Here is a 23,689-nt window from a genome sequence, read left to right on the forward strand (position 1 = left end):
TTGTGAATGCTTTCACGAACTACCGCGATGTCAAGGGGTCCAAACCAAAAAAATCCAAGTCGGTGAGCAAGCTCACGCACAGTTTGTCCGATTTTATGGCGACTGGTGACCCTGGATCGCAACAGTCAGTGACCAATGTAGTACGGTTTGGTCAACGACCGGAGGGCTTTCGGAGATGCGGTTGCGGTGTCTCTCTCGCGACTCTCTGCAACTTTCTCCCCCTTCAGTGGTTGATCGCCGGGGGGTGGCTCAACACACTACGCGTAACGCCCCCGGTACGGACGCGAAATCCAACTTGTCGACCTCTCCGAGGTACTCCCCGTCAACCTGGAAAGCGATCGGTTTGGCGGCGGTCAGGGTGAAACCCGGCAGATCGTGCATGCGCACGACCTGCTTGCCCTTGGGGCTGCGACGGCTCGTCACCAGCTGCACCATGGTCCGCGCCGTGCCGCCGACCTGCAGTTCCCGCAGCCCGAGCACGTCGAGACCCGTGTCGAACGACGCGCGCGGGTTGGGATCCACCGGTCTCTCGCCGATGTATGTCCACGGTGCCGTGTTTTGCACCAGCATCCACGCTAACCCGGTCTGCGCCGTTTCGCCCGGCAACTTGACCGTGAGCAGCGGCACCCGGCGGTCGGTCGCGGCCAGCTGGGCCATCGTGGCGCGGAAGTAGAGCAGCGGCGTCGAGGTCGAGCCCTTGTGCCGGGCCTGGTCGACGCGGCGCACGACCTCGGCGTCGAGACCCAGGCCGGCGCAGAAGGTGAAGTAGCGGTCGTCGGCCCGGCCCAGCCCGATCAGCCGCTCGCGCCGGTCGCGCAGTGCCTCCAGGATCGCGCCGGTGCCCTCGGCCCAGTCGCTGGGCAGCCCGAGCGCGCGGGCGAAGACGTTGGTCGAGCCGCCGGGGACGACGGCGAGCGCCGGGCGCTGCTCGGCGCGGTCCGCGGCCGGCCCGGCGTCGAAGGTCATCAGGCCGTTGACGGCCTCGTTCACGGTGCCGTCGCCGCCCAGCGTGACGACGAGGTCGAGGCCCTCCCGGGCGGCGTCGCGGGCGAGGTCGGCGGCGTGGCCCCGGCGCTGCGTGTAGGCGACGTCGAGATCGACCTGGCTGCGCAAGGCCCGGACCAGGATGTCCCGGCCGCGTTCGGTGGTGGTCGTCGCGTTGGGGTTGACCACCAAGAGCGCTCGCATGGGCGGCACTGTACCCGCTCCCGGGCGCGATAAGGTTGTAGCCGCAAAACCCCGTGAGAAGTACCTCCACCAGGAAGGACACGCAGGTGACCACCTTGCGCTGGGCCGTTCGTCTCCTCCTCGTGGAGGGGGCCGGCCTCGCCGCGCTCACGCTGCTGTTCGTGTACCTCGACCTGACCTCCACCGCGTCCAGCGCCGGCGGTGCGGTGGGCGCGACGGCGTACCTGGGCCTCATGGCGGTGCTCTTCCTCGGCATCGGGGTCGCCCTGCACCGCCGCCGGCGCTGGGCCCGCGGCCCCGGGATCGTGTGCCAGATGCTGCAGATGCCGATCGGCTGGACGATGCTGCACAACGGGCAGCCGTATATCGGCGCCGCCCTCTTCGTCCTCGGCCTGGCCGGCGCCGTGCTGCTGTTCGCGCCGTCGACCCGCATCGCGCTCGGCGTGCGCTGATCGCACCGCGGGTGCGTTGACTGCGCATTGATCGGTCACGCAGAGACCCGGTTGCTCTACGCTCTGGTGTCGTGACGGTCGCTCCCGCCTACCAGGTTCTCGCCGAGCGCATCCGCGTCGACATCATCTCGGGCCAGCTGCGCCCGGGCGAGCGCCTGCCGACCGAGCCGCAGTTGTGCGAGCAGTCCGGGCTGAGCCGCTCGACCGTCCGCGAGGCGTTGCGCCTGCTCAGCAGCCAGCACCTGATCGTCACCACCCGCGGCGTCAACGGCGGCAGCTTCGTCGCCGAGCCCGACCCGCGCGCCCTGGGCGACACGCTGTCCGACGGCGTCGGCCGCCTGCTCGCCAGCGGCGCCGTGACCGGCGAGGACTTCCTCGAGGTGCGCCGGATGCTGGAGGTGCCGGCGGCCGGCCTAGCCGCGGCCCGCCGCGAGCCGCACCACCTGCTGGAGATGGAGCGGGCGATGTTCGACCCGGACCACGACGACATCGCCCGGCGCGTCGAGGCCCATGCGGCGTTCCACCTGGCGGTGGCCGCGGCGACCGGCAACCCGCTGCTCGGCCTGGTGGTGCGGCCGCTGTATGCCATGTTGTCGGACCGCGACGCCGTGGAGGCGGCCGCGCCCCCGCCCTTCTGGCGAGCGGTCGATCGGGATCACCGGGTGCTGCTCGCGGCGATCCGCGAGGGGGACGTGGCCCGGGCGATGGAGCTCGCCCGGATGCACATCGACAACGTGCGCCCGGCGGTCTGACCCGGGGTCTGGTCTAGGCCCTGTCCTGCCGATCATGCCGGCCTGCGACGGGCCCAGATTCCGCCTGCGCGCACCCCGCGAAAGGCCGGTTACAACACCGGTAGCCTGCCTTCCGCGGGGCACACGCAGACGAAATCTGGACCTCGTCTCGGCTCGACATGCTCGACAGGACAGGGCCTAGGCCGGACGGCGCTTGGTCAGGCGGATGCCGGCCTGGTGCCCGTCGACGGTTGCCGAGACCTCATCGGCCAGCGCGCTCAGCACCTGCCAGGCGAAGGACTCCCCACCCGGCAGGCGCTCGTCCGGGGAGCCGAGCGGCACCGTCGTGAACACCGTCAGGGCGTCGGCGGTGACGGTGAAGCGGCAGGACAGCTCGACCGTGTCGCCCAGCTGCGGGGTGTCGGCGGCGATCGCCAGCAGCATCGCGCAGGCCTCGTCGACCGCGATGCGCAGGTCCTCGATCTCGTCCAGCGTGAACTGCAGGCGCGCGGCCAGGCCCGCCGTGGCCGTGCGCAGCACGCCCAGGTAGGCGGGCGATGCCGGGACGGCCAGCAGTACCACGTCGTCGCCGTCGGCGCCGGATCTGTTCGGTACGACCTGAGTCACGCGTGAACCCCCTCGGAGCCGACTCTACGACGTCAGTGCATCCGATGACGCGGCGAGTGCGGCCAGTGGCGCGCCGGACAGGCGATAGGGCACCCATTCGGACTTCGCGTCGGCCCCCAGCGCCTCGTAGAACGCGCGGGCCGGGTTCCACTCCAGCACGCCCCAGTCCAGCCGGCGGTACCCGCGCTCGGCGCACACCTTGGCCAGCGCCGTCACCAGCGCCTTGCCCGCGCCGGTGCCGCGGGCGGCCGGGCGCACGTAGAGGTCCTCGAGGTAGATGCCGTGCGTGCCCTCCCAGGTCGAGTAGTTCAGGAACCACAGCGCCATGCCGATCGGCGCGCTCTGCACGGCGACGTGGCAGAAGACCGCGGGGGACGGGCCGAAGAGGGTGGCGGTGAGCTGCTCCGCGGTGAGGCGGCACTCGTCGCGGGCGCGCTCGAACTCGGCGAGCTCGTAGACCATGTCGACGAGCGCGGGCACGTCGTCGGGCTGGGCGGGGCGGATGAGCAAGGAGCCAACTCCAGTTGAGTTCGAACGGTGGAAAAAGCGGCCCCCACCCCGCGGCGCGGGATGGGGGCATGGCGAAACCGCGCGGGCGTCAGGCCTGCTTGGTCTCCCAGAAGATCTTCGCGATCTCGTCGATCTTCGCCAGGAGCTGCTCGGCGGTGGCCGGGTCGGCCGAGCCCTTCGCGCCGGAGGCTCCGGCGAGCTTGGTGGCCTCGTTGAAGAGCCCGTGCAGCTGCGGGTACTTCTCGAAGTGGGCGGGCTTGAAGTAGTCGGTCCACAGCACCCACAGGTGGTGCTTGACCAGCTCGGCCCGCTGCTCCTTGATGATCAGAGCCCGGGTACGGAACTCCGCGTTGTCGTTGGCCTGGTACTTCTCACAGATTGCCTTGACGGACTCGGCCTCGATTCGGGCCTGCGCCGGGTCGTAGACACCACACGGCAAGTCGCAGTGGGCGCTCACCACAGTGCGCGGGGTGAAAAGACGCGACAGTCGCATCGAACCCTCCAGGGTGATTTGCGATGATCCTCAGTGCTGACCCTACTCTTATCCACCATCGGGGATTCCATGCGCCTGCCGTGGTTTACGGCACTCGTGTCGGGGCCGTCCATGGTGCCCACACTGCGTTCCGGGGACCGCATCCTGGTGCGCCGCACGACCGTCGCGCGGCCCGGTGATCTCGTGGTCGCCGCGTTCCGCGCGCGGCCCGAGCTTCTCGTGGTCAAGCGGGTCGAGCGGGCCGACGGGGACGGCTGGTGGATCGTCGGCGACAACTCGTTCGGCAGTGATGATTCTTCGCGGTACGGTCGGGCCGACGTCATCGGCCGTGTGACATTTCGCTGGTGGCCACAACCGATGCGCTTCCGGCGGGTGCCAGGCTAAGGTGATGCGGATACGGGAGACCCCCGCCGCATTCGCAGATTCATTTCGCGCTTCACCCGCTGCGCCGCGCGTCCTTCCTGTATTGCAAGCCGTGGCAAAGGAGCCCTCGTGCTTACGTCCGTGTCCGCTTCCGTCTCCGATCCCGTCTTCGATCTGCACAGCGGCGGCAAGTTGTCGGTGCAGTCGACGGTCCCGCTGTCCACGCGCGAGGACCTCTCGCTGGCCTACACGCCCGGCGTGGCCCGGGTCTGCGAGGCCATCGCCGCCGACGAATCCCTCGTGCACCGGCTCACCTGGGTCGGCAAGGCCGTCGCCGTCGTGACCGACGGCTCGGCGGTGCTCGGCCTCGGCAACATCGGCCCGCGCGCGGCGATGCCGGTGATGGAGGGCAAGGCGGTCCTCTTCAAGCAGTTCGGCGGCGTCGACGCGGTGCCGATCTGCCTGGACACCCAGGACCCCGACGAGATCGTGCGAATCGTGACCGCCCTCGCGCCCTCCTTCGGCGGGATCAACCTGGAAGACATCTCCGCGCCCCGCTGCTTCGACATCGAGCGGCGGCTGGAGGAGTCGCTGCCGATCCCCGTCTTCCACGACGACCAGCACGGCACCGCCATCGTGGTGCTCGCCGCGCTGCGCAACGCGGTCAAGGTGCTCGGCCGGGGCATCGGCGACCTGCGGATCGTGGTCAGCGGCGCGGGCGCGGCCGGCGTCGCGGTGACCCGGATGCTGATCAGCGGCGGCGCCGACGCGGGCGAGATCGTCGTGCTGGACTCGCGCGGCTGCCTGCACACCGGCCGCACCGACCTCAACCCGGCCAAGGCCGCCCTGGCCGCCGAGACCAACGCCGGCGGCGTGACCGGCGACATCGCCTCCGCGCTGCGCGGCGCCGACGTGCTCATCGGCGTCTCCGGCGGCACGATCGGCGAGGCGGCGCTGGCCGGCATGGCGCCCGACGGGGCGATCTTCGCGCTGGCCAACCCGACCCCCGAGGTGCACCCGGAGATCGCCGCGCGCTACGCGAGCGTGGTCGCCACCGGCCGCAGCGACTTCCCCAACCAGATCAACAACGTGCTGGCGTTCCCCGGCATCTTCCGCGGCGCGCTGGAGGCCGGCGCGACCCGGATCAGCGACGGGATGAAGGTCGCCGCGGCGGCCGCGATCGCGGGTGTGCTCGGCGACGGCGAGATCGCCGCCGACAGCATCGTGCCGAGCCCGCTCGACCCGCGGGTCGCGCCGGCGGTGGCGGCCGCGGTGGCCGAGGCCGCCCGCCGCGACGGCGTCATCCGGTAACCGGTCCTCATCCGTTCACGACGACTAGGGTCACGGATATGCGTGCCGCATTCGCAACCGCGTTCAACGATGCCGACCCGCTTTCCGTGCTCGAGATCGGCGACGCCCCGGAGCCGGCGCCCCAGGACGGCTGGGCCGTGGTGGACGTGCGCGCCAGCGCGCTCAACCACCACGACCTGTGGTCGCTGCGGGGCGTCGGCCTGCGCGAGGAGCAGCTGCCGATGATCCTCGGCTGCGACGCCGCCGGGATCGGGCCGGACGGCTCCGAGGTCGTCGTCTACCCCGTCGTCTACACCGAGAAGGGCGACTTCTCGATCCTGTCGGAGTACTACCCGGGCACGGTCGCCGAGCGGGTGACCGTCCCGGCGTACAACCTCGTGCCCAAGCCGGCCGAGCTCACCTTCGCCGAGGCGGCCTGCCTGCCCACGGCCTGGCTGACCGCCTACCGCATGCTCACCACGAGGGGCCGGCTGGAGGCGGACGGGTCGGTCCTCGTGCAGGGCGCGGGCGGCGGGGTGGCCACGGCGGCGGTGCTCCTCGGCACCGCGCTGGGCGCCCGGGTGTACGCCACCAGCCGCGACGCCGCCAAGCGCGAGCGGATCGCGGCGCTCGGCGCGACCGCCGTCGAGCCGGGGGCGCGCCTGCCGGAGCGGGTCGACGTGGTGATCGAGACCGTCGGCGAGGCGACCTTCGAGCACTCCATGAAGTGCGCGAAGACCGGCGGGCGGATCGTGGTGTCCGGGGCGACCAGCGGGCACCTGCCGCGGGTGAACCTGCGCCGGATGTTCGCGCTGCAGCTGGAGATCCTCGGCACCAGCATGGGCACGCCGGAGGAACTGGCCGACCTCATGGCGCTGCTGGCTCGCACCGGCATCCGCCCGATCATCGACTCGGTGATCCCGTTCTCGGAGGCCCGCAAGGCCTTCGAGCTGCTGCACTCGGGCGACGTCTTCGGCAAGGTCGTGCTGGACCACGCGCAGTAGCCGGGTCGCGCCCGTTCACAGGTGTGAGTCGAGGTCCGCCGTCGGGGCGAATGCTGCCCGGGCGGCCTCGTCGCCGTACAACTCCAGGAGCAGGAACTCCAGCGTGCTCTTGGCGACCAGCGGATAGTCCGGCGAGTCGGGGTGCAGGTACGGGTCGTCGTGGTTGCCGCCCGGGATGGTGAGCATCGCCTTGGACCACGGAACGTCGTCGTACGTCTCCTTGCCGCTCGCGTAGGAGACCAGCGGGTCCGCGTCGCCGTGCACGAAGAACAGCGCCGCCGGGGGGCCGGTGAAGTCGGTGCCCACGCCCAGCCCGCTGCCGGCCAGGATCACCCCGGCCCGCAGGCGCGTGTCGCGGTTCGCCGTGAACAGCCCGACGGTCGTGATGGCGCCGGCCGAGTGCCCGGCCGCGGCCAGGCGCTTGGCGTCGATGTGGGCGCCGAGCGGCCCGGCGAGGACCTGGCCGAGGACGTAGCTCGCGTCGGCCGGCTGGTTGAGCACGTCGTAGATGTCGAGCTGGGCGCCGCGGGTGGTGTTCGGGTAGGCCGGCGCGATCACCACGAACCCCGCCGCCGCCCAGGTCTTCAGCAGCGGCGCGAACTCCTCGGGCGCGCCGTTGAGGCCGTGGCTGAACAGCACGGCGGGGTAGCGGCCGGGCCGATCGGGGGTCCAGATGACCGTCCGCAGGGTTCTGCCTGCCCGGGTGTACGTCACCTGCTGCGCCGACACCGAAAGCCCGGGCGGCGGCAGCGCCAGCGGCGGCGGGAGTTCCACACCGGCGAGGTGAGGCAGCGCCGTGGCGGTGGAGGGCGTCGGGGTGGCCTGCGGTGCGGGGGCGGTCGAGCAGCCACCCGCCAGCGCGGCTGACACGATGACGGTGGCGATCGCGAGGCGCGGGCGCATGATCCCAACGGTACGGGCGGGGCCGCGGATCGCCGCTTCCCCGCGGGGGGAAATCCGGCTAGGTTCCGCGCATGACAGTCGTGTTCCGCGCGCTGACCGCCCTGTGCGCGGTGGCCGGGATCGTGGCCCTGCAGCTGTGGAACCACGGCGACTGGGGCTCGTTCGTGTACTTCACCGTGCAGAGCAGCGTCGTCATCGCCGTGGTGTCCGCGTGGGCCGTGTTCCGCCCGGTGGCGGCCCCGGTGCGCGGCGCGGCGACCCTCTACAGCTGCATCACCGGCACGGTGTACCACGCGCTGCTGGCCAACCCGTCGAGCCCCTTCTACCAGGCCGACTCGGGCGCTCACGCGCTGCACAACCTCCTGCTGCACACCGTCACGCCGATCCTCGCCGCGGTGACCTGGCTGCTGATCGAGCGCGAGCGGGTGCGCTGGTGGTTCGCCGCCCTGTGGCTGGCCTACCCGCTGGCCTACCTCATCTTCGCCCTGATCCGCGGCGCGTTCGTGCACGAGTACCCGTACCCGTTCATCGACGTCAACAAGCAGCACCCCGGCGGGGTCGCGGCCAACTCGGTCGGCTTCACGATCGCGTTCTTCCTGCTGGGCCTGCTGCTCATCGGCCTCGGCGCGCTGCTGCGCCGGGTGCTGCCGGGCGCGCCCGCCCCGGAAGGGGGAGCCCCGGTCGAGGATCCCGCGCGGGTCTAGCACTCGCGTTAACCCGGGCGGGCTCGCGTTAACCCGGGCGGGCTCGCGTTAACCCGGGCGGGGGAGAGTGCCACAATCCGACAATGTTCCGCCACTGTCCGGAGCGTCACCCTCGGTATTCTGTCGGCCATGTCCGATGAGCGCATCGACCCGAGTCAGAACACTCAGGCGTTCCAGGCGTGGGTGGAGCAGAGTCAGCCGGCGGAGCCGCCCGCCAAGTCCCGGACGTTGCTCTGGGTCGGCGTGGGCGTCGGGGTCGTCGTGGTGGCGATCGTGCTGTTCGTCGTGCTGGGGTAGATCCCCGTCGACTCGAAGTGCGTGAACCCGGCGAGCGTGGCGTCGCCGGTCAGCCGCATCCGCGCCGCGTCGTCGCCGTTGAGCGCCCAGTTCAGGAAGTCCAGCAGCGTGGCCAGCACCTGCGTGTGGCCGCGCTCGGGGTCGTTCGTCCCCGCGCCGTGCTCGCCGCCCTCGATGGTCAGGAACGCCTTCGGCCAGGGGTCCTTGCCGTACGACTCCCGTCCCTGGCTGTAGGCGACCACCGGGTCCTTGTCCCCGTGGATGAACAGCATCGGCACCGGGGAGCCCTTGTATGCCGTGGTCGGCCGGCCCGCGAAGATGACGCCCACCTTGAGCCGCGGATCGCGATGCCCGGTGAACAGCCAGTCGGTGGTGGTCCCGCCCCCCGAGTGCCCGATCGCCCCGAGCCGGTCCGGATCGATGCTCGGCGCCAGCGGATTGCTCGGCTGCAGCAGCTGCGTGATCACGTACGACGCGTCGACGGCCTGGTTGGGCACGTCGGTCTTGTCGAACTTCGGCCCGTTCTTCTTGGTGAACGGGTACGCCGGCGCCACCACCACGTACCCGGACTCGGCCAGGAACTTGGTCATGCCCTCCTGCATCTGCGGGTTGCTGTAGAACCCGTGGCTCCAGATCAGCAGGGGGAACTCGCCGGGCAGCGCGGTGGCGTCGAGCTGCGTGCGCCCGCGGGTCTGCCGGGCCGACCCGCGCACCGGGTACCACACGGTGCTGGGCAGTGGCCGGTCCTTGCCGCGGGAGAAGTTGAAGTGCCGAATCCCTACAGCGTGCGGGACGGGGGACGAACTCTCGATCGCGGTCGCCCCGACCGCGGTGCTGAAGGGCGTGCCGCCGTCGTCGCTACCGGAAGCGGCAACTGCGCCGCCCACGACGAGGAGGGCGGCGGTCAGGAGCGAGACGGTTGCACCTCGGGTGCGACGCGGGGGCACGTGAAGAATGTAAGTGCACGCCGTGGTATGCCCATATCGCCCGAGTGGGGACAATCGATTGGCTTGCCGGACTACACCAGGTTGTCAGCGGATGACCCATTTGGACGACGCAGCTAACCTCGGAGAGATCGCCCATTCTCACTCTGGGTGAGATCGCCGCGTCGAAATATCCGATTTTTCCGACATATCCATGCGAATTGCGCCGCCCCGGCTCATCGCCGGCTTGTCGCCTCAGCTCATCGGTTCGGCTTGTCGCCTCAGCTCATCGGGCCGATGAGCCGAGGCGACGCGTCGTTCAGTCCTCGTCCTCGTCGTCGAGGCGGGCCAGGTAGACGGCCAGGCGCTCGATCGGGGTCTCGAACTCGGGATTCTGGTCGACGAAGTCGCGCAGGCGCTCGGCCAGCCACTCCAGCGTGACCTCTTCCTCGCCGCGGCGCTGAGCCAGCTCCTCGATGCCGCGATCGGTGAAGTACATGGAACCTCCAGCGAAGACGAAAGGGGCACGGCGTCGCCGCCGTGCCCCACGTTAATCCGGCCGCTACGGCTTCGGCAGAGCGGCCTCGATCAGGGCCTGCTGCTCGGCGTCGTGCAGCTTGGTCGAGCCCACGGCCGGGGCGGCCGCGGCGGGGCGGGAGATGCGGCGCAGGCCGACGCCCTGCAGCTGCTCCAGCAGGTTGAGGGCGATGAAGGACCAGGCGCCCTGGTTGGCCGGCTCCTCCTGGACCCAGGCGAAGTCCTCGGCGTTCGGGTACTGCGACAGCGCCGCCCGCAGCTCCTCGATCGGCATCGGGTAGAGCTGCTCGAGGCGCAGGATCGCGGTGTCGGTGATGCCGCGGTCGGTGCGCGCCTGCAGCAGGTCGTAGAAGACCTTGCCCGAGCAGAGCAGGACCCGCTTCACGCCGGCCGGGTCGAGCGCGGTGCCCTTCACGCCCGGGTCGGCCAGCACGGTCTGGAAGGTGCCAGTGGTGAAGTCCTCGGCGCTGGACACGCACAGGCGGTGCCGGAGCAGGGACTTCGGGGTGAAGACGACCAGCGGCTTCTTCTTCGGCGACAGCGCCTGGCGGCGCAGCAGGTGGAAGTGGTTGGCCGGGGTGGTCGGCACCGCGACGCGCATGTTGTCCTCGGCGCACAGCTGCAGGTAGCGCTCCAGGCGGCCGGACGTGTGGTCCGGGCCCTGGCCCTCGTGGGAGTGCGGCAGCAGCAGGGTCACCGAGGCCAGCTGGCCCCACTTGACCTCGCCGGAGGAGATGAACTCGTCGACGATGGACTGGGCGCCGTTGACGAAGTCGCCGAACTGGGCCTCCCACATGACCAGCGCGTCGGGGTTCTCCACCGAGTAGCCGTACTCGAAGCCCATCGCGGCGAACTCGGACAGCAGCGAGTCGTAGACGAAGAACTTCGCGTTGTCCTTCATCAGCGCGTACATCGGCATGTAGTCGGCGCCCGTCTCGGCGTCGACGATGCCGGCGTGGCGCTGCACGAAGGTGCCGCGGCGGGAGTCCTGGCCGGACAGGCGCACGGTCACGCCGTCGTTGAGCAGGGCGCCGAACGCGATGACCTCGCCGAAGCCCCAGTCGATGTCGCCCTCGACGGCCATCTTGGCCCGCCGGTCCAGCAGCTGCTGGACGCGCTTGTGCGGGGTGAAGCCGTCGGGGAGCTTGACGTGCGCTTCGCCGATCGCCCGCAGTACCGACTCATCGATCTCGGTCTCCACCACCGGCTCGGCCTCGGGCTCCCGCAGCCGGGTGAGCCGCGCGGCCGGCGTCGAGGAGGCGTCGCGGGTGGCCTTGAAGACCGTCTCGAGCTGCTCGTGATAGTCCTTGAGCAGGGCCTCGGCCTCGGTGATCGGGATGTCGCCGCGGCCGATGAGCTCCTCGGTGTAGATCTTGCGGACCGATCGCTTCTGGTCGATGATCGCGTACATCAGCGGGTTGGTCATCGACGGGTCGTCGCCCTCGTTGTGGCCGCGGCGGCGGTAGCAGACGAGGTCGATGACGACGTCCTTGTTGAACGCCTGGCGGTACTCGAAGGCGAGCCGCGCGACCCGCACCACGGCCTCCGGGTCGTCCCCGTTGACGTGGAATATCGGCGCCTGGATCATCCGGGCGACGTCGGTCGAGTAGAGCGACGAGCGCGAGTACTCCGGGGCGGTGGTGAAGCCGACCTGGTTGTTGACGACCACGTGCACCGTGCCGCCGGTGCGGTATCCGCGCAGCTGCGACAGGTTCAGCGTCTCGGCGACCACGCCCTGGCCGGCGAACGCCGCGTCGCCGTGGATCAGCAGCGGCAGGACCGTGTAGCCCTCGAGCTTGAGGTCGATCTTGTCCTGCTTGGCCCGCACGATGCCTTCCAGCACCGGGTTGACCGCCTCCAGGTGGGAGGGGTTGGCCACGACCGAGACGGTGGTGGCGTGCTCGCCGTCCGGGTGCGTGTACTTGCCGGTCATGCCCAGGTGGTACTTCACATCGCCGGAGCCGTGCGCGGACTTGAGGTCCAGGTGCCCCTCGAACTCGGAGAAGATCTTCTCGTAGGGCTTGCCGACGATGTTGGCCAGCACGTTGAGCCGGCCGCGGTGGGCCATGCCGATGACGACCTCGTCGAGCTCGCCCTCGGCCGAGTTCTGCAGGATCTCGTCGAGCAGCGGGATCAGCGACTCGCCGCCCTCCAGCGAGAAGCGGCGCTGCCCGACGTACTTCGTCTGCAGGAACGTCTCGAAGGCCTCCGCCGCGTTGAGGCGGTTGAGGATGTGCTTCTGCTCCTCGGGCGTGGGCTTCTCGTAGGGCTTCTCGACCCGCTCGGCGATCCAGCGCCGCTCCTCGGGGTCCATGATGTGCATGTACTCCACGCCGACCCGCCGGCAGTAGGAGTCGCGCAGCACGCCCAGGACCGCCCGCAGCTTCATCTTCTGCTTGCCGGCGAACCCGCCGACGGGGAAGACGCGGTCGAGGTCCCACAGGGTCAGGCCGTGCTCGAGGACGTCGAGGTCCGGGTGCCGGCGGATGCGGAACTCCAGCGGGTCGGTGTCGGCCATGAGGTGGCCCCGCACGCGGTACGCGTGGATGAGCTCGACGACCCGGGCCGCCTTGTCGATCTGCCCCTCGGAGGTGCGGGCGACGTCGCGGACCCAGCGCACCGGCTCGTACGGGATGCGCAGCGCGGTGAAGATCTGGTCGTAGAACCCGTGGTCGCCGAGCAGCAGCTCGTGCATGACCTTGAGGAACTCGCCGGACTGGGCGCCCTGGATGATCCGGTGGTCGTAGGTGCTGGTGAGCGTGATGATCTTGCTGATGCCGAGGTCGGCCAGGGTCTCGTCGGACATCCCGGCGTACGGCGCGGGGTACTCCATCGCGCCGACGCCGATGATCGTGCCCTGCCCGGTCATGAGCCGAGGCATGGAGTGCACGGTGCCGATGCCGCCCGGGTTGGTCAGCGACACGGTCGTGCCGGCGTAGTCGTCCATGGTGAGCTCGCCCCGCCGGGCGCGGCGCACGGTGTCCTCGTAGGCCGACCAGAACTGGCGGAAGTCCATGGTGTCGGCGGCCTTGATGCTCGGCACCACCAGGGAGCGCGAGCCGTCCGGCTTGGCCAGGTCGATCGCGATGCCCAGGTTGACGTGCTCGGGCTGGACCAGGGTGGGCTTGCCGTCGACCTCGGCGAAGCTGTTGTTCATCTCCGGGTGCGCGGCCAGGGCCCGGACCAGCGCGTATCCGATCAGGTGCGTGAAGCTCACCTTGCCGCCGCGACCGCGGGTGAGGTGGTTGTTGATCACGATCCGGTTGTCGGACAGCAGCTTGGCCGGCACGGCGCGCACGCTCGTGGCGGTCGGCACCTCAAGGGAGGCGTCCATGTTCTGCACGATCCGGGCGGCGACGCCGCGCAGCGGGACGTGCTTCGCGCCGCCGGCGGGGGCGGGGGCCTCCCTGGTCGGCGCGGGCTTGGTGGCGGGTACGCCCTTCTTCTCGACCTTTTCGGCTGGCTTCTCGCTCACCTTGGCCGGGGCGGCCTTCGCGGCCGAGGGCTTCACGGGCGCGGGTGCGGGTGCCGGCTGAGCCGCGGCGGCGGGCGCCTGGACGGCGTCCGGGGCGGGCTTGTAGTCGGCGAAGAAGTCGTGCCACGCGGAGTCCACACTGGCCGGGTCGGCGAGGTACCGCTGGTACATGTCCTCGACGATCCACTCGTTCGGGCCAAAACCCGCCAGCGGATTCTCCTGCGAGTTGGTCGCTTGGGTCGACACGGCTGTTGATCGCCTCTTCCAAACGCGAGTGTTCTAGGGGTTACGGATGTCCGGCTCCAGGCTACGCGCTGCCTAACGCTCGTTCTTCGCCGACGCCGCCGGGAGTGACCATCTAGACGTCCACCCTTACAACTGTGGCCGCCCGTGGGCGGCCACAACTGTCCTAGATCTTGCACTCGTGAAATTGCCGAACTCTTGAGGCCTACCCGATGTCCCGCCGGCGCGTGATCAGCGTGCCGATACCGCCGAGCACCACCGCGTAGCCGACCAGTACCACCACGCCGACCCAGCGGCCGGGCAGGTGGATCTGGTCCAGCTGGCCGGAGAGCCCTCCGACCACGTGCTCGGAGGCCAGTGGCGGCACGTAGACCGCGGCCTGCCACACCCAGTCCTCCTTGATGAGGAACTGGCGGACGAGCGCGATGACGACCAGGGACGCGTAGGTGCCGATGGTGTAGAGCACCGCGGCGGTGATCGTCGCGCCGAGCTGGCTGCGCACCAGCACCCCGATGCCGATGCCGAAGACCGCCCACAGGACGTACACCAGGAGGTTCAACAGCATCGCCTGCTGCACGGCCCAGTGGCCGAGGCCGTTGTCGTAGCCCTCGGCGGAGAAGAAGATCACGCCGACGATCACGTCGATCACGGTGGCCACCAGCCAGAATGCCAGCGCCATGGCGGCCCCGGTGATCAGCTTGGCCACGATGACCCTGGTCCGCTTCGGCGTCGCCAGGAAGGTGGCCGTCGCCGTCTGGTGGTAGAACTCGTTCGTGATCAGCAGGATCGCCAGCAGCATCACCATCATCAGGCCGAAGAACTGGCCCGACGTGTAGATATTGGCGGCGTTGCGCTCCAGCTGCATGTCCCGGGGCGCGTCGCCGAGGCCCAGGTCCGTGTCCGCCTGGGCCGTGTTGAGCAGCAGCGCCAGGCCGATGAAGACCAGCGAGCACAGCATGAAGATCCACCACATGTTCGTGGTGCGCAGCTTCAGCAGCTCGCTGCGGATGAGCCGGATCATCGGATGGCCGCCTTTCCCTGGGTCAGCTCGAGGAACACGTGCTCCAGGTCGGGGCGCTCGGCGACGAGCTCGTGCAGCTCGACACCCGCCTGCAGGGCCAGCCGGCCGACGGCCGCCGAGTCCAGGCCGGTGACCAGGTGCGCGCCGTTGGCGTTGGGGTTGATCGCGCCGCCCGCCCCGCGGACCGCGGTCACCAGCTCCTGGATGTTCGGCGTGCGGACCCGTACGGCGCCCTGCGTCGAGCCCTGGCCGATGATCTTGTCGACCGGGCCCTGGGTGACCAGGCGGCCGGCCGCGATGATGACCACGTCGTCGGCGAGGACCTCCATCTCCGACAGCAGGTGGCTGGAGACCAGCACCGTGCGCCCCTGCTGGGCCAGACCCTGCAGCAGCCCGCGCATCCAGCGGATGCCCTCGGGGTCAAGACCGTTCGCCGGCTCGTCGAGGATCAGCACCCGCGGGTCGCCCAGCAGCGCCTGGGCGATGCCGAGCCGCTGCTTCATGCCCAGCGAGTAGCCGCGGAACTTGCGCTTGGCCGCCGGGGTCAGCCCGACCAGCTCCAGCACCTCGTCGACCCGCGAGGCCGGGAAGCCGCCCGCGGCCGCGACGCAGCGCAGGTGGTTGCGGGCCGAGCGGCCCTTGTGCGCCGCGGATGCCTCGAGGATCGCCCCGACCAGGCGCAGCGGCTCGCCGACGTCGGCGTAGCGGTGCCCGCCGATCGTCGCGGTGCCGGCGGTCGGGGTCACCAGGTTGAGCACCATGCGCAGCGTGGTGGTCTTGCCGGCCCCGTTCGGGCCCAGGAAGCCGGTGACCCGGCCCGGCTCGACCACGAACGACAAGTTGTCCACGGCTCTGACCTTGCGGTACTGCTTCGTCAGGCCGGAGACGACGATCTGCCCGTCCGACAACGCGCCGCTCCTTTCCCTCGGGGGATGCGGTGAAGCCGTCAATATGGCACGGCCGGACAATTCTCGTGCTACCGGTCTGCCAACCGGACCACGTGCTTGAGGCCCGACCACGTCTGGTCGATCGCGCACACCTTGACGTCCACCCGGCCGTTGGCCAAGGCGAACGCCCGCACGACGTTCTCGTCGAGGTCGGTCGTCAGCCCGGAGGCGCGCTTCGGCCAGGCCACCCACAGCGCACCGGCGGGCGGGGTCAGCCGGTGCAGCGGCGCCCAGCGGCGGCGCAGGCGGGCGAGATCCGGACAGAAGACCACGATGACGTCGTAAAGGCTTGCGGTGCTGCGCCGGTGCAGCGTCACGTCGGCCGGCAGCTCGCGCAGTTCGAAGCCGGCCGGTGCGCCGTCGAGCAGCACGCGATGTCCCGCGCTGACACCGAGCTTCTTGGGTAACGGTGTGCCTGAATATCCCGCCATGGCTGACCACGGTAACCACAGTTCACCCGCAGGTCATCGGGGCAACCAGTCAACGTCAGCCATCCGCAGACCTCGACGCCTACACCGAACGCATGACGATTCTCGCCGTCGCCGCCGGCCCGCAGGACCTGGGCGACTTGCAGCGCTACACCCTGCTGGTGGCAACCGACGGCGCCCAGGTCCGGGCCGCACAACGGCTCCGCCACGACGTCTTCGCCGGTGAGCTGGGCGCCACCCTGCACAGCTCTGAGCCCGGACTCGACGTCGACGCCTTCGACGAGTTCTGCGATCACCTGATCATCCGTGAGGATCTCACGGGCGAGGTCGTCGGCACCTACCGCATGCTCCCGCCGGAGCGTGCCGCCGCGGCCGGTGGCCTCTACGCGGACACCGAGTTCGACCTCTCCGGGCTGGCCCCGCTGCGCGACGGCCTGGTGGAGACCGGCCGCTCCTGCGTGCACCCCGACCACCGCAGCGGCGCCGTGATCAACCTGATGTGGGCCGGCATCGCCCGGTACATGCACCTGCACGGCCACCGCTGGCTGGCCGGCTGCGCGTCGGTCCCGCTGGCCGACGGCGGCGTGACCGCCGCGGGCGTGTGGGACCTGGCCCAGCGCAAGCACCTGGTGCCGCCGGCCTGGCGGGTGCGCCCGCGCAACCCCTGGACCGCCGACGTCGAGCCCCCCGCCAAGATCGTCGTCCCGCCGCTGCTCAAGGGCTACCTGCGGCTGGGCTCCTGGGTGGGCGGCGCGCCGGCCCACGACCCGGACTTCGACTGCGCGGACTTCTACGTCCTGCTGTCTCTGGACCGGATCAACCCGCGGTACATGCGCCACTTCCTCGGACAGGAGTGAGCTCCATGGCTGTCATGGACACCCTCTGGCTGCCCCGCTCGACCTGCGGCACCGACTGCCTGCCCCAGTCGGCCGCCAGCACCGTGTCGCGCCTGGTCATGGCGAAGCGGATCGTGCTCACCGGCGCCGTGCTCCTCTTCGCCGCGCTGTCGGTGCCGATCCTCGCCCTGCTGCCGCAGCGCCACCTGGTGCGCGCCCAGCGCGGCCTGGCCCGGGCCGTCCTCGCCGGCCTCGGCATCCGTCACTCGGCGAGCGGCCGCATCCCGCAGTCCGGCGCCCTGCTGGTCGCCAACCACGTCTCCTGGCTCGACGTCGTCGTAATCCTGGCCCACGCCCCGGCCCGCCTGCTGGCCAAGCGTGAGGTCCGGTCCTGGCCGCTGATCGGCCGGCTGGCCGCCACGCTGGGCACGGTGTTCGTGGACCGTTCCCGGCCGAAGAGCCTGCCGGCCACGATCGGCGAGGTGAGCCGCAACATCGCGGCCGGCGGCGTGGTGGCCGTCTTCCCCGAGGGCACCACGTGGTGCGGGCGCATGGGCGGGACCTTCCGCCCGGCGATGTTCCAGGCGGCGGTCGATGCCGGTGTACCGGTGGTGCCGGTCCGCCTCACCTTCGCCCAGGCCGGGGTCGTGTCCACGGTGGCCGCCTTCATCGGCGACGAGTCGCTGCTGACCTCGCTCAAGCGGGTCGTGGCGGCGCGGGACCTGTCCATCGCCCTGCGCGCTCACCCGAAGCTGCACCCGGCTCCGTGCGAGTCGCGCATCCACCCCCGCCGCGTCCTGGCGCGGGCCGCCACCGCGGTCGTGGCTGCCTGAGTCTTGCAAAGGCCTGTCCATCGCCCTGCGCGCTCACCCGAAGCTGCACCTGGCTCCGTGCGAGTCGCGCATCCACCCCCGCCGCGTCTTGGCGCGGGCCGCCACCGCGGTCGTGGCTGCCTGAGTCTTGCAAAGGCCTGTCCATCGCCCTGCGCGCTCACCCGAAGCTGCACCCGCTCCGCATCCACCCCCGCCGCGTCCTGGCGCGGGCCGCCACTGCGGTCGAGGCCGCCTGATTCCATTTCAAAACTCGGACATATCGCGCAGAAATGCTCGATATGTCCGAGTTTTTGGTTATATCGCAATGTGTCTCGAAACGCAGTCGCGATGTATCGCGTTTTGCGCTACAGTCGTGTCATGACCGCGTGGAACATCACTGAGCCGGAGCGGCTCACGCTGGAGGGGGACGTCACCGAGCTCAACGTGTCTCTGGTGGCGGGGCGCCTCAACGTCGTCGGGGCCGACGGGCCGGCCCGGGTCGAGGTGTCGCACATCGGGGATCGGCCGGTCGGCGTGACCTTCGAAGGCGGCGTGCTCACCGTCGCCCACGAGTTCCCCAAGGGCTGGCCCGGGTTCCTGTGGTGGCTGTTCAGCCCGCGGTACAAGGTCGACGTCTCGATCGTCGTGCCCGTGGCGGCCGCGATCCGGCTCCACGTCGTGGCGGGCACCGTGATCGCGTCCTCGCTGCGCAACGGGGCCACCGTCGACGTCACCAGCGGGCGGATCACGCTGCTGGGCATCGACGGGCCGGTGGCCGGCAAGGTGGTCTCGGGCTCGATCGAGGCGCTGACGCTCGGGGGCGAGGTCGAGCTGGAGACGGTCTCGGGGGAGATCGTGGTCGCGGACTCCACGGCGGGGCGGGTCAGTGCGCGTACCATCTCCGGCTCCGTGACGTGCGACCTGGACAACCCACCGGCGGGCACCGAGGTCCAGCTGGACACGGTGTCGGGGGAGATCACGGCGCGGGTGCGGGAGGACAGCGACCTGCGGGTGAGCCTCAACGCGGTCTCCGGGCACGTGGTCAACGCGTTCCCGGAGCTCGACCAGCATTCGAAGAACGCCGTGACCGGCCGGTTGGGGACCGGCACGGGCGGGCGTCTGGCCGCCAACGCGACGTCTGGCACGATCTCGTTGTTGCGCCGGCCCGTGGACGACGAGGAAGCAGTGGACGAATGAGCGGTCCGGAGCGGAGCGGAGGGGCCGCGATCAATGAGCACAGCATCGGCTCAGGCCGGCGCCGGAGCGAAGCGGAGGCGACGGCATGAGCGCAGTTTTCAGCCACGGGCGGCTTCGGTTGTACCTGTTGAAGCTGCTCAACGAAGGCCCGCGCCACGGCTATGAGCTGATCCGCCTGCTGGAGAACCGGTTCCACGGCCTCTACGCGCCGTCGGCCGGCACGATCTACCCGCGGCTGCAGCGCATGGAGGCCGACGGCCTCATCACGCACACGGCCGAGGGCGGGCGCAAGGTCTATGAGATCACCCCGGCCGGCTTCGAGGAGCTGCAGCGCCGGGCCCGCGAGCTCGAGTCGCTCGAGGCCGACATCAACGCCTCGCTGGCCGACCTGTCCACCCTGGCCGACGAGGTCGAGCAGGGCGTGCGCGGCTCGGTGCGCGACCTCAAGCGCGAGCTGAAGGAGGCCAGCCGCCAGGTGCGCAGCGCGCCGCCGGGGCCCACCTCGTTCGGCTGGCGGTATCCGCCCCGCCCCGGCGCGGCCGGCACCCGCCCGCCCGAGCCGCCCGCCGCCGACGCCGCCCGCGAGCTGGAGGACAAGGCCGCCCAGCTGCTCGCCGAGGTGCGCCGCCTGGCCCGCGCCGGCCGCGCCAGCCAGGAGACGATGCGCGCCACCCTGGTGGTGTTGGACGGAGCGATCGACCAGGTGAGACGCTTGCTGCGATAGCTGACCGCGTTGCTCAGGTTTTTCCCAGGCAACCACCAGCCCTACTCCAGCGGAGGGGGGAAAGATATGCACATGGGGGTACGAGGCGGCGTAGCACAATCCGGGGGTGCATCGTCGCCAGGCGTGGCGCAGGCTGAGGCGAGGCTGCTCGTGGTCGAGGACGACCCGAATATCCGCGAGCTCCTCTCCGCCAGCCTGCGCTTTGCCGGTTTTGCGGTTGACGCGGTGACCACCGGTAGCGAGGCGGTCACCGCGGCCCGCGAGTCCAAGCCCGATCTCGTGGTGCTCGACGTGATGCTGCCCGACCTCGACGGCTTCGAGGTGATCCGGCGGCTGCGCGAGGGCGGCGTACGCCTCCCCGTGGTCTTCCTGACCGCCCGCGACGGCACCGAGGACAAGGTCCGCGGCCTCACGCTCGGCGGCGACGACTACGTCACCAAGCCCTTCAGCCTGGAGGAGCTCACCGCCCGGATCCGGGCCGTGCTGCGGCGCACCGCCGGCGACCCGGGGCCGAACCGGCTGGTCTTCCACGACCTGGAGCTGGACGAGGAGACCCACGAGGTGAGCCGGGCGGGACAGACCATCGCGCTGTCGCCGACGGAGTTCAAGCTGCTGCGGTACCTCATGCTGAACGCCGGCCGGGTGCTGTCCAAGGCCCAGATCCTCGACTTCGTGTGGAACTACGACTTCCGCGGCGACGACAGCATCGTGGAGTCGTACATCTCGTACCTTCGGCGCAAGGTGGACATCGCGGAGCCGCGCCTGATCCACACGCTGCGCGGCGTGGGCTACGTCCTGCGCCTGCCCGTCTGATCCGGGGTTCTCGGTGCGGTTCATTGCCGACGTACCGCTGCGCGTCAAGCTCGTCGCGGCGGTGCTGACGCTTGTCACCATGGCCCTGCTCATCATCGGCGTGGCCAGCGCGCTCGTGATGCGCAGCTCGATGATCGACAAGGTCGACAGCCAGCTGCGGACGCTCGCCGGCACCGTCGACCTGCAACGGCTGCCCCAGCAGACCGACTCCGTCATACCGAGCACCTACAGCACCTACGTCTTCTTCTGGCTCGGCACCCGCCGCGGCGAGCCGGTCATCTTCTCCGTCGGCAACTCCGACATCAACGCCAACCCGCCGCTGCCCACCACGGTCGACGACCTGCTGGCCAAGGTCGACGAGCCCTACACCGTGCGGGCCCCCGGCACCCACGAGCGCTGGCGGGTGCTCATCACCCAGCGCGACGGCACGTACGTCGGCGCGGCCGAGAACCTCTCGATGATCGACAACGCGGTCGACGAGCTGGTCGCCGCCGAGCTGTTCATCGGCGCCGGCGTGCTCGTCGTGATCGCCGCGGTCGGCGTCACCATCGTGCGCACCAGCCTGCAGCCGCTGCGCGAGATCGAGCGCACCGCGGCGGCGATCGCGGCCGGCGACCTCACCAAGCGCGTGCCCGAGAGCCCGCCGGAGACGGAGATGGGCCACCTGGCCGCCGCGCTGAATACGATGCTCGGCCAGATCGAGGGGGCGTTCCGCATCCGGGAGGCCTCCGAGGACCGGATGCGCCAGTTCATCGCCGACGCCTCCCACGAGCTGCGCACGCCGCTGACCACGATCCGGGGCTTCGCCGAGCTGTACCGCCAGGGCGCCGCCCGCGCGCCGGAGGAGACGGGGGCGTTGCTGCGCCGGATCGAGGAGGAGGCGTCCCGGATGGGCCTGCTCGTCGAGGACCTGCTGCTGCTCGCCCGGCTGGACCAGGAGCGGCCGCTCAGCCTGGCCGACATGGACCTGCGCGTGATCGCCAGCGACGCCGTGGCCGCGGCCCGCGCGGTCGCCCCCGATCGGGCGATCGAGCTGGACCTGGAGCGCGACGAGCCGATCGAGGTCAACGGCGACGAGGCCCGCCTGCGCCAGGTGGTCGGCAACCTGATGACTAACGCGCTGACCCACACCCCGGCCGGGACGCCGGTCGAGATGCGGCTGCGCCGCGACGGCACCGATGCGCTGATCGAGGTGGCCGACCACGGCCCGGGCCTGACCGACGAGCAGGCCGCCCGGGTGTTCGAGCGGTTCTACCGGGTGGACAAGGCCCGCGCGCGGCGGCAGGCCGGCGGCTCGCACAGCGGCAGCGGGCTCGGACTGGCCATCGTGGCCGCGCTGGTCGCCGTGCACCGTGGCACGGTGTCGGTGTTCGTCACGCCGGGTGGCGGAGCCACCTTCCAGGTTCGCCTTCCTCTCACAGGCGGTTCCCAGGCCGCTCCCGGTGGCCCGCAAGCTGCCATCGGCAAGCTCAAATCATGAGCGAACAGCAGGGATGGGTGCCGGAGCCGGCCGCGCAACCGCAGCAGCACATGCCTAGCAACCACGTACCGCCGCACGTGCCGCACATGCAGCACCCCCCGCAGTGGTACCCGCCGTCGTCACCCATCATGACGCCGGTCGTCCCTGCCCCGCTCAAGCGCCACGGCCTCGGCAAGGGCGTCGCGGCGGTGGTCGCCGCGGTCGCGCTGTCGATCACCTCGGCCATCGGCGGCGGCGTCGCCGCCCTGGAGCTGCGCCCGTCCACCGCCAGCAGCACCGTGGTCACCGCGCAGAACTCCAGCTCGAACTCCTCCGGCACGTCCAGCCTGGCCAACGTGGCCGCCGCGGTGACGCCGAGCGTCGTCTCCATCAACACCGGCTCCGCCGTCGGCTCCGGCGTGATCATCACCGAGGACGGCGCGATCCTCACCAACAACCACGTGGTCGCGACCGCCCGCGGCGAGACGGTCCAGATCACCTTCTCCGACGGCAAGACCGGCACCGCCACGATCGTCGGCACCGACCCGTCGAGCGACCTGGCCGTCGTCAAGGTGACCGGCGGCGGCACCTTCACCCCGCTCGCCTTCGCCGACAGCTCGACCGTCCACGTCGGCGACACGGTCCTGGCCGTGGGCAGCCCGCTGGGCCTGGAGTCCTCGGTGACCTCGGGCATCGTGAGCGCCCTGAACCGGACCATCGACGAGAGCTCCGAGAGCCGCACCGCCTCGGGCGCGAAGATCCCCGGCGCCATCCAGACCGACGCCGCCATCAACCCGGGCAACTCGGGCGGCGCGCTGGTCAACACCTCGGGCCAGCTGATCGGCATCAACACCGCGATCGCCACGTCGGGCTCGACGGCCGGCAACATCGGCGTGGGCTTCGCCATCTCGAGCAACACCGCGAAGACCGTCGCTCAGCAGCTGCTCGGCTGACGGCGGCGCAAAGGCTGGATTCCCTCCCAGAAGAGAGGCGGCGCACCTGGCGGGGTGCGCCGCCTTTCTTTGCCCACCCGGCGATCGGCGGCCTTCCGGCTAGCCGGGCACCCCGCGCGCCGAGGATGTCCGCAGCCGGTGGTGATCAATCTGGCCCGCCACCACCGGCATCCGCCTGGCATAGTTGGTGCAACGCCCCAGCGTGGCGTTCCGGACGAGGCCCGCCGTACCCGGCCAGCGACAAGACGGCGCGGATGGGGAGTCTCGTCATGTACGACGTCGTGCAGATCGCTGGTTCGGTCCTGATCCTGGCCGCTTTCGTCGCGGCTCTGGGCGGCCGCCTGAAGCAGTCGTCCTATGCCTACCTCGCCACGAACGCGATCGGATCGGCGGCGCTGACCGTCACCGCGGTAATCGGCCGAGAGTGGGGCTTCATCCTCCTCGAGGGCGTGTGGGCTCTGGTCTCGATCTACTCGATCGTCAGAAAGGCAACCGGCCAGTCTGTCGCCGCCGCTCACTAACCGCGGGCCGCGAATCCACGGCCGGGTCGGTCCGCCCGGCCGAGGAACGCGGGGGCACCGGCCGTGCCGGCGATCGTGTCGCCCGCCCAGCGGGCCGTGCCGACGAAGTGGTCGATCAGGGAACGTACGTCCCAGGACGCACAGGGGGTCGACAGGTCGAGCTGGTCGGGCTCGACCGTCGACAGGACGGCCCGGGTGCTGGCAAAGGCCCGGGCGAGTCGGTTGTCCGGCATGATCC

General features: G+C 70.6%; 26 protein-coding genes and 1 riboswitch. Of the genes, 14 read left to right on the plus strand and 12 right to left on the minus strand.

Translation table 11 applies throughout. From position 1 onward, the window contains the following. Positions 1 to 249: 249 nt before the first annotated feature. Positions 250 to 1,188 (minus strand): diacylglycerol/lipid kinase family protein, encoded by a 939-nt coding sequence (locus ABD352_RS16275; RefSeq protein WP_344613200.1) that lies wholly within the window; start codon positions 1,186 to 1,188, stop codon positions 250 to 252. Between the two features lie 86 nt (positions 1,189 to 1,274). Between ABD352_RS16275 and ABD352_RS16280 the strand changes: the two genes are divergently transcribed. Together ABD352_RS16280 and ABD352_RS16285 are read left to right on the plus strand one after the other, a co-directional pair. After that, positions 1,275 to 1,640 carry a hypothetical protein gene (locus ABD352_RS16280; RefSeq protein WP_344613201.1) on the plus strand — a complete coding sequence of 122 codons (366 nt, stop codon included), beginning with the start codon at positions 1,275 to 1,277 and terminating at the stop codon, positions 1,638 to 1,640. Between the two features lie 71 nt (positions 1,641 to 1,711). Next, the gene (locus tag ABD352_RS16285; protein ID WP_344613202.1) at positions 1,712 to 2,392 is read left to right on the plus strand and encodes a FadR/GntR family transcriptional regulator; all 681 of its coding nucleotides are present in this window, start codon (positions 1,712 to 1,714) and stop codon (positions 2,390 to 2,392) included. 177 nt (positions 2,393 to 2,569) lie between these two features. On the opposite strand, the gene ABD352_RS16290 is transcribed toward ABD352_RS16285, so the two are convergent. From ABD352_RS16290 to sodN, 3 genes are all read right to left on the minus strand, one after another. Next, a complete protein-coding gene (locus ABD352_RS16290; RefSeq protein ID WP_344613203.1) occupies positions 2,570 to 2,998 on the minus strand; it encodes an ATP-binding protein in 429 nt (142 codons plus the stop codon). Between the two features lie 24 nt (positions 2,999 to 3,022). After that, entirely contained in the window at positions 3,023 to 3,508 is a 486-nt protein-coding gene (locus tag ABD352_RS16295) for a GNAT family N-acetyltransferase (protein WP_344613204.1), read from the minus strand. Between the two features lie 88 nt (positions 3,509 to 3,596). Next, entirely contained in the window at positions 3,597 to 4,001 is a 405-nt protein-coding gene (sodN, locus tag ABD352_RS16300; RefSeq protein WP_344613205.1) for a superoxide dismutase, Ni, read from the minus strand. A 69-nt stretch (positions 4,002 to 4,070) separates the two neighbouring features. Here sodN and ABD352_RS16305 point away from each other — a divergent pair, with 69 nt between their 5' ends. From ABD352_RS16305 to ABD352_RS16315, 3 genes are all read left to right on the plus strand, one after another. Next, positions 4,071 to 4,385 (plus strand): S24/S26 family peptidase, encoded by a 315-nt coding sequence (locus ABD352_RS16305; RefSeq protein ID WP_344613206.1) that lies wholly within the window; start codon positions 4,071 to 4,073, stop codon positions 4,383 to 4,385. Between the two features lie 108 nt (positions 4,386 to 4,493). Continuing rightward, on the plus strand, positions 4,494 to 5,675 hold the full coding sequence (locus ABD352_RS16310; protein ID WP_344613207.1) for an NAD(P)-dependent malic enzyme: 1,182 nt from the start codon (positions 4,494 to 4,496) through the stop codon (positions 5,673 to 5,675). A gap of 38 nt (positions 5,676 to 5,713) precedes the next feature. Beyond that, the gene (locus ABD352_RS16315; RefSeq protein WP_344613208.1) at positions 5,714 to 6,658 is read left to right on the plus strand and encodes a zinc-binding dehydrogenase; all 945 of its coding nucleotides are present in this window, start codon (positions 5,714 to 5,716) and stop codon (positions 6,656 to 6,658) included. A 15-nt stretch (positions 6,659 to 6,673) separates the two neighbouring features. On the opposite strand, the gene ABD352_RS16320 is transcribed toward ABD352_RS16315, so the two are convergent. Further along, positions 6,674 to 7,561 (minus strand): alpha/beta hydrolase family protein, encoded by an 888-nt coding sequence (locus tag ABD352_RS16320; protein WP_344613209.1) that lies wholly within the window; start codon positions 7,559 to 7,561, stop codon positions 6,674 to 6,676. Between the two features lie 71 nt (positions 7,562 to 7,632). On the opposite strand from ABD352_RS16320, the gene ABD352_RS16325 reads away from it, so the two are divergent. Next, positions 7,633 to 8,265: a Pr6Pr family membrane protein gene (locus ABD352_RS16325; protein WP_344613210.1), complete on the plus strand. Its 633-nt coding sequence runs from the start codon at positions 7,633 to 7,635 to the stop codon at positions 8,263 to 8,265. A gap of 194 nt (positions 8,266 to 8,459) precedes the next feature. Here the strand turns inward: ABD352_RS16325 and ABD352_RS16330 are convergent, their stop codons facing one another. The 6 genes from ABD352_RS16330 to ABD352_RS16355 all read right to left on the minus strand — a co-directional run bounded on the left by ABD352_RS16330 (position 8,460) and on the right by ABD352_RS16355 (position 16,139). Next, a complete protein-coding gene (locus ABD352_RS16330; RefSeq protein WP_344613211.1) occupies positions 8,460 to 9,509 on the minus strand; it encodes an alpha/beta hydrolase family protein in 1,050 nt (349 codons plus the stop codon). 295 nt (positions 9,510 to 9,804) lie between these two features. Continuing rightward, positions 9,805 to 9,984, minus strand: a complete 180-nt coding sequence (locus ABD352_RS16335) for a DUF6104 family protein (RefSeq protein WP_344613212.1) — start codon at positions 9,982 to 9,984, stop codon at positions 9,805 to 9,807. A gap of 63 nt (positions 9,985 to 10,047) precedes the next feature. Next, positions 10,048 to 13,743 (minus strand): multifunctional oxoglutarate decarboxylase/oxoglutarate dehydrogenase thiamine pyrophosphate-binding subunit/dihydrolipoyllysine-residue succinyltransferase subunit, encoded by a 3,696-nt coding sequence (locus ABD352_RS16340; protein ID WP_344613213.1) that lies wholly within the window; start codon positions 13,741 to 13,743, stop codon positions 10,048 to 10,050. Between the two features lie 202 nt (positions 13,744 to 13,945). Further along, a complete protein-coding gene (locus tag ABD352_RS16345) occupies positions 13,946 to 14,761 on the minus strand; it encodes an ABC transporter permease (RefSeq protein ID WP_344613214.1) in 816 nt (271 codons plus the stop codon). Beyond that, positions 14,758 to 15,669 (minus strand): ABC transporter ATP-binding protein, encoded by a 912-nt coding sequence (locus ABD352_RS16350; protein ID WP_344613215.1) that lies wholly within the window; start codon positions 15,667 to 15,669, stop codon positions 14,758 to 14,760. Before ABD352_RS16350 ends, ABD352_RS16345 begins: the two co-directional genes overlap by 4 nt. Positions 15,670 to 15,737: 68 nt before the next feature. Beyond that, positions 15,738 to 16,139 (minus strand): DUF3052 domain-containing protein, encoded by a 402-nt coding sequence (locus ABD352_RS16355; RefSeq protein WP_344613216.1) that lies wholly within the window; start codon positions 16,137 to 16,139, stop codon positions 15,738 to 15,740. A 92-nt stretch (positions 16,140 to 16,231) separates the two neighbouring features. Between ABD352_RS16355 and ABD352_RS16360 the strand changes: the two genes are divergently transcribed. The 8 genes from ABD352_RS16360 to ABD352_RS16395 all read left to right on the plus strand — a co-directional run bounded on the left by ABD352_RS16360 (position 16,232) and on the right by ABD352_RS16395 (position 23,451). Continuing rightward, positions 16,232 to 16,993, plus strand: a complete 762-nt coding sequence (locus tag ABD352_RS16360) for a GNAT family N-acetyltransferase (RefSeq protein ID WP_344613217.1) — start codon at positions 16,232 to 16,234, stop codon at positions 16,991 to 16,993. A 5-nt stretch (positions 16,994 to 16,998) separates the two neighbouring features. Beyond that, a complete protein-coding gene (locus ABD352_RS16365; protein WP_344613218.1) occupies positions 16,999 to 17,805 on the plus strand; it encodes a lysophospholipid acyltransferase family protein in 807 nt (268 codons plus the stop codon). 357 nt (positions 17,806 to 18,162) lie between these two features. Continuing rightward, positions 18,163 to 18,981 (plus strand): DUF4097 family beta strand repeat-containing protein, encoded by an 819-nt coding sequence (locus tag ABD352_RS16370; RefSeq protein WP_344613219.1) that lies wholly within the window; start codon positions 18,163 to 18,165, stop codon positions 18,979 to 18,981. A gap of 85 nt (positions 18,982 to 19,066) precedes the next feature. After that, positions 19,067 to 19,705, plus strand: a complete 639-nt coding sequence (locus ABD352_RS16375; RefSeq protein ID WP_344613220.1) for a PadR family transcriptional regulator — start codon at positions 19,067 to 19,069, stop codon at positions 19,703 to 19,705. A 123-nt stretch (positions 19,706 to 19,828) separates the two neighbouring features. After that, a complete protein-coding gene (locus ABD352_RS16380) occupies positions 19,829 to 20,518 on the plus strand; it encodes a response regulator transcription factor (RefSeq protein ID WP_344613221.1) in 690 nt (229 codons plus the stop codon). A 13-nt stretch (positions 20,519 to 20,531) separates the two neighbouring features. Continuing rightward, positions 20,532 to 21,998, plus strand: coding sequence for a sensor histidine kinase (locus tag ABD352_RS16385; RefSeq protein ID WP_344613222.1), 1,467 nt, complete (start codon positions 20,532 to 20,534; stop codon positions 21,996 to 21,998). Then, positions 21,995 to 22,930: a S1C family serine protease gene (locus ABD352_RS16390; protein ID WP_344613223.1), complete on the plus strand. Its 936-nt coding sequence runs from the start codon at positions 21,995 to 21,997 to the stop codon at positions 22,928 to 22,930. The genes ABD352_RS16385 and ABD352_RS16390 overlap by 4 nt, the downstream gene beginning before the upstream one ends. Positions 22,931 to 23,118: 188 nt before the next feature. Then, positions 23,119 to 23,185, plus strand: a riboswitch (guanidine-III (ykkC-III) riboswitch). A gap of 14 nt (positions 23,186 to 23,199) precedes the next feature. Beyond that, on the plus strand, positions 23,200 to 23,451 hold the full coding sequence (locus ABD352_RS16395; RefSeq protein ID WP_344613224.1) for a CBU_0592 family membrane protein: 252 nt from the start codon (positions 23,200 to 23,202) through the stop codon (positions 23,449 to 23,451). On the opposite strand, the gene ABD352_RS16400 is transcribed toward ABD352_RS16395, so the two are convergent. After that, complete coding sequence (locus ABD352_RS16400; RefSeq protein WP_344613225.1) at positions 23,448 to 23,684, minus strand: maleylpyruvate isomerase N-terminal domain-containing protein; 237 nt, start codon at positions 23,682 to 23,684, stop codon at positions 23,448 to 23,450. The genes ABD352_RS16395 and ABD352_RS16400 overlap by 4 nt on opposite strands. Between the last annotated feature and the right edge of the window lie 5 nt (positions 23,685 to 23,689).

The sequence above is a fragment of the Dactylosporangium salmoneum genome (genome assembly GCF_039532525.1).
Lineage (GTDB): Bacteria > Actinomycetota > Actinomycetes > Mycobacteriales > Micromonosporaceae > Dactylosporangium > Dactylosporangium salmoneum.